This is a genomic window from Bartonella sp. MR168JLCBS (assembly GCF_042194175.1).
Genome location: NZ_JBHIMP010000362.1, coordinates 1 through 724, shown reverse-complemented (window position 1 = coordinate 724; position 724 = coordinate 1). Strand labels below are relative to the sequence as shown.

Sequence of the window (724 nt, the reverse complement as noted above, 5' to 3'; positions counted from 1 at the left end):
CAAGGGTCAAAGAACCACTGCCCACAGCACGACAAAGTCGGTCTGATTCTGATGCAGCAGCAGCCAAAGCCTCTTCCTTGCTGGTGTAACAAGTGCGAAGACGCCGCACGGGACCGCTAACCCCTGTCTGATGCTTGACTTGGCATTGCTGCCCTTTTGAGCGATCAAAATAAGAAGCTTCAATGGTGCCATATTGCGTGCGTGGCTCTAACGTGAATTCCCAACTTGAACAGTCATGCTTATGGATGTCGAGTGCTGGTAAATTGTCACCGCTTAAAAATAAAAACTTATTGTCCTTGATTAAAAAGCGTGCCTGCATACGGTCGGCAAGGCGGGTTAGAAAATCAACAGCCGATTGATCTGTGCGAATCACATAAGGCAAAGTTTGTTGAGTGAACTGGGGACTGACCTTTGCTTGATAGCCATGGCGTTTGGCCAGTGTCTCAACAATCTCACCAACAGTTTTGTGATCAAAATGCTCACTCACCTGTTCTTTAAGCTCTTTACGCATCGAAGCACTTTTGCCACAAAGGCGCAAAATCTCTCCATCACTGCCACCACAACTTACAACCGATTCGACAACAAAACGCCCCATAAAAGCACTGATGCTGTTCTCATAGCCAAAGATCACCTGCAGAGCGTTGCCCGTTTGTGGAACCTCTAAATCATTGCCACTATCATCAAACTCTGCTTCAAATGTATCGGCTTCATTACCGGCATGGTC

At 47.1% G+C, this 724-nt stretch carries 1 protein-coding gene; it reads right to left on the bottom strand.

Annotated features, from left to right (window positions below; genetic code table 11):
- Positions 1-724 (bottom strand): late control protein (locus ACFIK8_RS11405; RefSeq protein ID WP_375669493.1); only part of this gene is annotated, 724 nt, incomplete at both ends.